The sequence below is a fragment of the Acidovorax sp. FJL06 genome (genome assembly GCF_003852545.1).
GTDB lineage: Bacteria > Pseudomonadota > Gammaproteobacteria > Burkholderiales > Burkholderiaceae_C > Acidovorax.
This window is the reverse complement of sequence record NZ_QAJR01000059.1, coordinates 1-5,955: the sequence shown is the minus strand read 5'-3', so window position 1 is coordinate 5,955 and position 5,955 is coordinate 1. Positions and strand designations below refer to the sequence as shown.

Sequence of the window (5,955 nt, the reverse complement as noted above, 5' to 3'; positions counted from 1 at the left end):
AACCCACCAACCACCTGGACCTGGCCACCCGCGAGGCCCTGGCCATGGCGCTCAACGACTTCGACGGCACCGTCATGCTGGTCAGCCATGACCGCGCGCTGCTGCGCTCGGTCTGCGAGGACTTCTGGATGGTCGGCCGGGGCGTGGTCGGGCCCTTCGATGGCGACCTGGATGACTACCAGCGCTACCTGCTCGAAGAGTCCAAGCGCCTGCGCGAAGAGGCGCGCCTGGCCGAGCAGGCCCAGATGGCAGCAGCCCCCCCCGCCGCCGCCCAGCCCCAGGCTACCGTCATTGCGCCGCCCCCCGCCGCCGCCCCGGCCCCTGCCGCCCCTTTGGCGACCACGCCAGCCCCCGGCGCCCGGGATGGCCGCGAGCAGCGCAAGGTCGATGCCCAGGCGCGCCAGCAGCTCGCCGAAAAGACCCGCCCCCTCAAGAAGGAGCTGGAGCAGATCGACAAACGCCTGGCAGCACTGTCCACCGAACGGGCCGCCCTGGAGCAAAAACTGACCGAATCCCTGCCCCCCGCCGAGATTGCCGAGTGCGGCCGGCGGCTGAAGGCCGGGAACGACGAAACCGCTCAGCTTGAAGAGCGTTGGCTGGAAATTTCTTCCGAGCTCGAAGAAATTTCGGCGGCCACTGCGGGCTAGGGATGTAAATTCCTGTAAACCAGCAACGGTGTTTTTGGCACCTATCGCTTTCGAGTAAAGCGATAGGTGCTATCAAAATTGAAGCAATTTACATTGTAAACATGCGGGCACTTGCGGTTGCATTTTTTTGCGAAACGCTGTCAACGGACTGTGAATGGGCCGCGTTGTTGGTACATCACAGGAGTTATTCAGCATGAAAACCACCGCAATCTTGTCCGCTTGGCCCGAAGACGAACGCGATCGCAAGCGCGCCCCGGCCCGCTTCTGAACGAAGGCGCGGCAGCCCGCCCCCCATTCGCCGGACCATCCAGTGCCCGCCACCATAGCAAAGCAAAAAACATGCCAAAGCATGCTTGATGCATTGACTCCCTGGCCCATTGCCTGAGCCCACCGAAGAAAGGTCCGCCGGCAGCCCCTTCCCTCTTGCTCCTCCCAACAAAAAACCCCGCAATGCGGGGTTTTTTGTTTTTCCAAGGGCCTGCGGCCCCTCGGCATCAGCCCATGTGCAGGCCGCCGTTGACCGAGAAGTCGGCACCGGTGGCATAGCCCCCTTCTTCCGAAGCCAGCCAGGCAATGATCGACGCAATTTCACTGGGTTCACCCAGGCGCTTGACCGGCACGGTGGCCACGATCTTTTCCAGCACGTCAGGGCGGATCGCCTTGACCATGTCGGTGCCGATGTAACCCGGGCTCACGGTGTTGACCGTCACGCCCTTGGTGGCCAGTTCTTGCGCCAGGGCCATCGAGAAGCCGTGCATGCCGGCCTTGGCGGCCGAATAGTTGGTCTGGCCCGCCTGGCCCTTTTCGCCGTTCACCGAGCTGATGTTGATGATGCGGCCCCAGCCCTTTTCCACCATGTCCGCCACCACCTGCTTGGTGACGTTGAACATGCTGTTGAGGTTGGTCTCGATCACCGCGTCCCAGTCTTCGCGCGACATCTTGAGGAACATGCGGTCGCGGGTGATGCCGGCATTGTTCACCAGCACGTCGATGGTGCCGTGCTCGGCCTTGGTCTTGCCGAAGGCTTCCACCGTGGAGTCCCAGTCGCCCACATTGCCCACCGACGCATAGAAGGTGAAGCCCAGGGCCTTTTGCTCTGCCAGCCACTTGGCGTGATCACGGGTAGGGCCACAGCCGGCAATGACCTTGAAGCCCTCCTTGTGCAGTCGTTGGCAGATGGCGGTTCCGATACCACCCATGCCACCGGTGACATACGCGACTTTCTGGCTCATGTGATTTCTCCTTGTTAGTGATTTGCCCAGCACCCACTCTACCGAAGAAATCAGGCCTCGCCGTGAAGGAAAACACTGAAGCCCTTTCCTTTTTGGCATATCGGTATGCGTCACACATCTGACACAACGCGGGCCTCTTACAGAGTCACGTTTTTGGTGCAGGGCGCGGCCCTCCGGGCTTGATGCACCTCAAAGGGGCGCGCAACGATCAGAAACAAAAAAGCCGCGTTGCCACAACGCGGCTTGTCATGCAGACCGTGCGCCCCAGGGCATCTGCGCCGGATGGCGAGATGCCCGAAGACGCGGCCGTGGCAACCGTCAGTCCATCAGCGCTCCAGCGCCAAAGACACACCCATGCCGCCGCCGATGCACAGCGCGGCCAGGCCCTTCCTGGCATCGCGGCGCTGCATTTCGTGCAGCAGCGTCACCAGGATGCGGCAGCCGGATGCGCCAATGGGGTGGCCGATGGCAATGGCACCGCCGTTCACGTTGACCTTGGCGGGGTCGATGGCAAGTTCCTTGTTCACGGCACAGGCCTGGGCTGCAAAGGCTTCGTTCAGCTCGAACAGGTCCACATCAGCGGCATTCCAGCCGGCGCGCTGCAGGGCCTTGCGCGAGGCGGGCACGGGGCCCATGCCCATGGTGGCGGGGTCCAGGCCACTGGTGCCAAACGCAGCAATGCGGGCCAGGGGCTTGAGGCCCAGGGCCGCGGCCTTCTTGGCGCTCATCACCACCACGGCGGCGGCGCCGTCGTTCAGGCCCGAGGCATTGCCCGCCGTCACGCTGCCCGCCTTGTCAAACGCGGGGCGCAGGCCCGCCAGGGCTTCGGCGTTGGTCTTGCGGTTGAGGTACTCGTCGGCATTGAAGAGGATGGGGTCGCCCTTCTTTTGCGCCAGGCTCACGCCCACGATTTCATCGGCGAACTTGCCTGCATCCTGTGCGGCGGCCGCCTTTTGCTGGCTGCCCAGGGCCAGGGCATCCTGCATGTCGCGGGTGATGCCATAGGCCTTGGCCACGTTCTCAGCCGTGATGCCCATGTGGTACTGGTTGTACACGTCCCACAGGCCATCAACGATCATGGAATCGACCATCTTCCAGTCGCCCATGCGCTGGCCATCGCGCGAACCATTGAGCACGTGGGGCGCCAGGCTCATGTTCTCCTGGCCGCCGGCCACGACGATCTCGCTGTCGCCCCAGGCCACGGCCTGGGCCGCCAGCATCACGGCCTTGAGGCCCGAGCCGCACACGGCGTTGATGGTGAGGGCCGGGGTCTCCTTGGCCACACCGGCCTTCATCGAGGCCTGGCGCGCGGGGTTCTGGCCCACACCGGCCGCCAGCACCTGGCCCATGATGACCTCACCGATCTGGTCGGACTGCAGGCCCGCGCGCGCAATGGCTTCGCGGATCACGATGGCGCCCAACTCGCTCGCGGGCGTCTTGGCCAACGCGCCACCAAACTTGCCCACAGCGGTGCGGGCGGCCGAAACGATGACGATGTCTTCCATGGAATGTCCTTGTGGTTGGAGGTTGTTACTGGGTCATTTTCGCGCTGCAAAAAGTCAGGGCGGGTCAGGACTTTTGCGTATCAGGATTTCTGCTTAACGTAGCTGCCCGGAGCGGGCTCCAGGGCCTTGAACTTGCTGCCCTTGCCATAGCCCTTGGGCGCTGCAATCTGCTTGCCCGCGTGGCCCTTGAGCCAGCCGGACCAGTCGGCCCACCAACTGCCAGGGTGTTCGGTGGCTCCGTCCAGCCACTGGTCCAGTGTGGCGGGGAACTTGCCATCGGCGCGCGTCCAGTGGCTGCGCTTGCCCTTGGCGGGCGGGTTGATCACGCCCGCAATGTGGCCCGAGGCACCCATCACAAAACGCTTTTTGCCGGGCAGCACCTGGGTGGAGGCATAGGCCGCCGTGGCCGGCACGATGTGGTCCTCGCGCGAACCGTAGATGTACACGGGCAGCGTGAGCTGGGAGAGGTCCAGCTTCTCGCCGCACACCGTGAGCTTGCCGGGCTGGATGAGGCTGTTCTCGAGGTAGAAGTTGCGCAGGTACCAGGCATAGAACGGGCCCGGCAGGTTGGTGCTGTCGCTGTTCCAATAGAGCAGGTCAAACGGGGGCGGCGTTTCGCCCTTGAGGTAGTTGCCCACCACGTAGTTCCACACCAGGTCGTTCGGGCGCAAAAAGCTGAAGGTCGAGGCCAGGTCCTGCCCCTTCATCAGGCCGCCGCTACCCATCTGCATCTCACGGAACTTGACGAAAGCCTCATCGATGAACACGTCGAGGATGCCGGTGTCCGAAAAATCGATCAGCGTGGTGAGAAAGGTGGCGCTGGCCACGGGCTCGTCGCCGCGCGCTGCCAGCACGGCCAGCGCATTGGACAGGATGGTGCCCCCCACGCAGAAACCCAGGGCGTTGATCTGCTCGGCCCCCGTGATGTTCTGCACCACGTCGATGGCGGCCATGGCGCCGTCTTCCACGTAGTCGTCCCAGGTCTTGTGGGCCAGGCTGTCGTCGGGGTTGCGCCAGCTCACCACAAAGGTGCGGTGGCCTTCGCTGACGGCATAGCGGATCAGCGAGTTCTCGGGCTGCAGGTCGAGGATGTAGAACTTGTTGATGCAAGGCGGCACCAGCAGGAAGGGGCGCTCGTACACCTTGGCGGTGAGCGGCTTGTATTCGAGCAGCTGAAAGAGCTCGTTCTCATACACCACCGCGCCTTCGGTGGTGGCCACATTGCGGCCCACCTCGAACAGGCTTTCGTCGGTCATCGACACATGGCCCTGCGTGATGTCGTGCAGCAGGTTCTGCATGCCTTTGGCAATGCTCTCGCCTTTGGTCTCGATGGCTTTCTTCTGCGCTTCGGCGTTGAAGGCCAGGAAGTTGCTGGGCGCCATGGCGGCCATCCACTGCTCCACGCCAAAACGGATGCGGGCCTTGGTCTTTTCGTCGGCCTCCACCGCGTCGGCCAGGCCCATCAAGGTGCGGGCATTGAGCAGGTAGGCGGCAGCCGAGAACGCGGCCACCGGGTTGCGGGCCCAGCCTTCGCCGGCAAAGCGCTTGTCCTTGACTTCGGGCGCGCCCTGCAGGCCCTGGGCCCACAGCTCCTGGGCTTCTTTCAGATACTGCTGCTGCAAGGCCTGCAGCTTGGGCGGCGAAAGCTGCAGCGCCGGGGCCGTGGGCAACTGCGCGCCCAGATCCATCTTCTGAAACGATTGCAGTGCCTGCGACCAGCTTTGCCCGAAAATCTGTTGGAACTGCTGGGCGCTCTCAGCCCAGGGTGATTCAGAATTCATGTTCTTTCCTCAATGGTTGATCGCTCGCAGCGGCAGGAGACCTTGGCGATCTCCCCCTCGGGTTCATTGTTGCCGACCCATTGGCCTGTGGCAACGGATCCAGCATTTGCAGTGAACACAAATCAATGTACCTCATCGTCATCGCCTGGACCTACGTCACCCTCATGATGGCCGTGGCCGAAGCCACCAGCCCCACGGGCACGCTGCTGGGCGCCGTGATCACGTTCGCGCTGTATGGCCTGCTGCCCATGGGCATCCTGGTCTATATCCTGGGCACACCGTCGCGCAAGCGTGCCATCAAGGCGCGCGAAGCCGCCGAGCAGGCCGACTACGATGCGCAGCAAGCAGCGGCAGCAACAGCAGCCACCGAATCAACCGCGCCAGATGCAGGCGGCAAACCGCCCGCTGGCACCGAGCACGGCAGCGCCCTGGCGGTGCGAAAAGAACCGTGAGGTGTTGGCCACGGTGCACCAGGGCGCCGTGCTGTCGTTGCCGTAGATCTGGGTGATGCCCAGGGCCTGCAGCCGCAAGCGGGCCAGGCCCGCCAGGTCGCACAGGTACTTGCCCGGGGCGCCTGCACGGGCCACAAAGCAGGCCTGCGCGGCGGCATCGGCATCGCAGAAGGCCGCACGCACCTCGGGCCCCACCTCAAAAGCCTGGGGGCCGATGCAAGGCCCCAGCCAGGCCAGTGTGTCCGCAGCCACTGCTGGCAATGCACCTTGCGCTTCACTTTTGATAGCTGATGCGGCAGAGTGGGGGCGCGCCAAGGCGCAAAAATAGGGCGTGGAGG

The 5,955-nt window shown here is 63.9% G+C and carries 5 protein-coding genes and 1 pseudogene; 2 read left to right on the top strand and 4 right to left on the bottom strand.

Annotated elements, in window-relative coordinates; all coding sequences use genetic code 11:
• A pseudogene (locus DBV10_RS22035) lies at positions 1–647 on the top strand (ABC transporter); the annotation flags it as partial.
• A 494-nt stretch (positions 648–1,141) separates the two neighbouring features.
• Here the strand turns inward: DBV10_RS22035 and phbB are convergent.
• From phbB to DBV10_RS22020, 3 genes are all read right to left on the bottom strand, one after another.
• Positions 1,142–1,879, bottom strand: coding sequence for an acetoacetyl-CoA reductase (gene phbB / locus DBV10_RS22030; RefSeq protein WP_094291165.1), 738 nt, complete (start codon positions 1,877–1,879; stop codon positions 1,142–1,144).
• A gap of 326 nt (positions 1,880–2,205) precedes the next feature.
• Positions 2,206–3,384, bottom strand: a complete 1,179-nt coding sequence (locus DBV10_RS22025) for an acetyl-CoA C-acetyltransferase (RefSeq protein ID WP_124515692.1) — start codon at positions 3,382–3,384, stop codon at positions 2,206–2,208.
• A gap of 80 nt (positions 3,385–3,464) precedes the next feature.
• Positions 3,465–5,165: an alpha/beta hydrolase gene (locus DBV10_RS22020; RefSeq protein WP_124515691.1), complete on the bottom strand. Its 1,701-nt coding sequence runs from the start codon at positions 5,163–5,165 to the stop codon at positions 3,465–3,467.
• Positions 5,166–5,290: 125 nt separating this feature from the next.
• Here DBV10_RS22020 and DBV10_RS22015 point away from each other — a divergent pair, with 125 nt between their 5' ends.
• Complete coding sequence (locus DBV10_RS22015) at positions 5,291–5,617, top strand: hypothetical protein (RefSeq protein WP_124515690.1); 327 nt, start codon at positions 5,291–5,293, stop codon at positions 5,615–5,617.
• Here the strand turns inward: DBV10_RS22015 and DBV10_RS22010 are convergent.
• On the bottom strand, positions 5,537–5,955 hold a 419-nt coding region (locus DBV10_RS22010), incomplete at its 5' end, for a laccase domain-containing protein (RefSeq protein WP_148090345.1). The two genes, DBV10_RS22015 and DBV10_RS22010, sit on opposite strands and share 81 nt — an antisense overlap.

What these genes read in the sequence shown, in the direction of transcription:
- phbB (WP_094291165.1), bottom strand. Translation starts at nt 1,879, where the DNA reads ATGAGCCAGAAAGTCGCGTATGTCACCGGTGGCATGGGTGGTATCGGA.
- DBV10_RS22015 (WP_124515690.1), top strand. Translation starts at nt 5,291, where the DNA reads ATGTACCTCATCGTCATCGCCTGGACCTACGTCACCCTCATGATGGCC.
- DBV10_RS22025 (WP_124515692.1), bottom strand. Translation starts at nt 3,384, where the DNA reads ATGGAAGACATCGTCATCGTTTCGGCCGCCCGCACCGCTGTGGGCAAG.
- DBV10_RS22020 (WP_124515691.1), bottom strand. Translation starts at nt 5,165, where the DNA reads ATGAATTCTGAATCACCCTGGGCTGAGAGCGCCCAGCAGTTCCAACAG.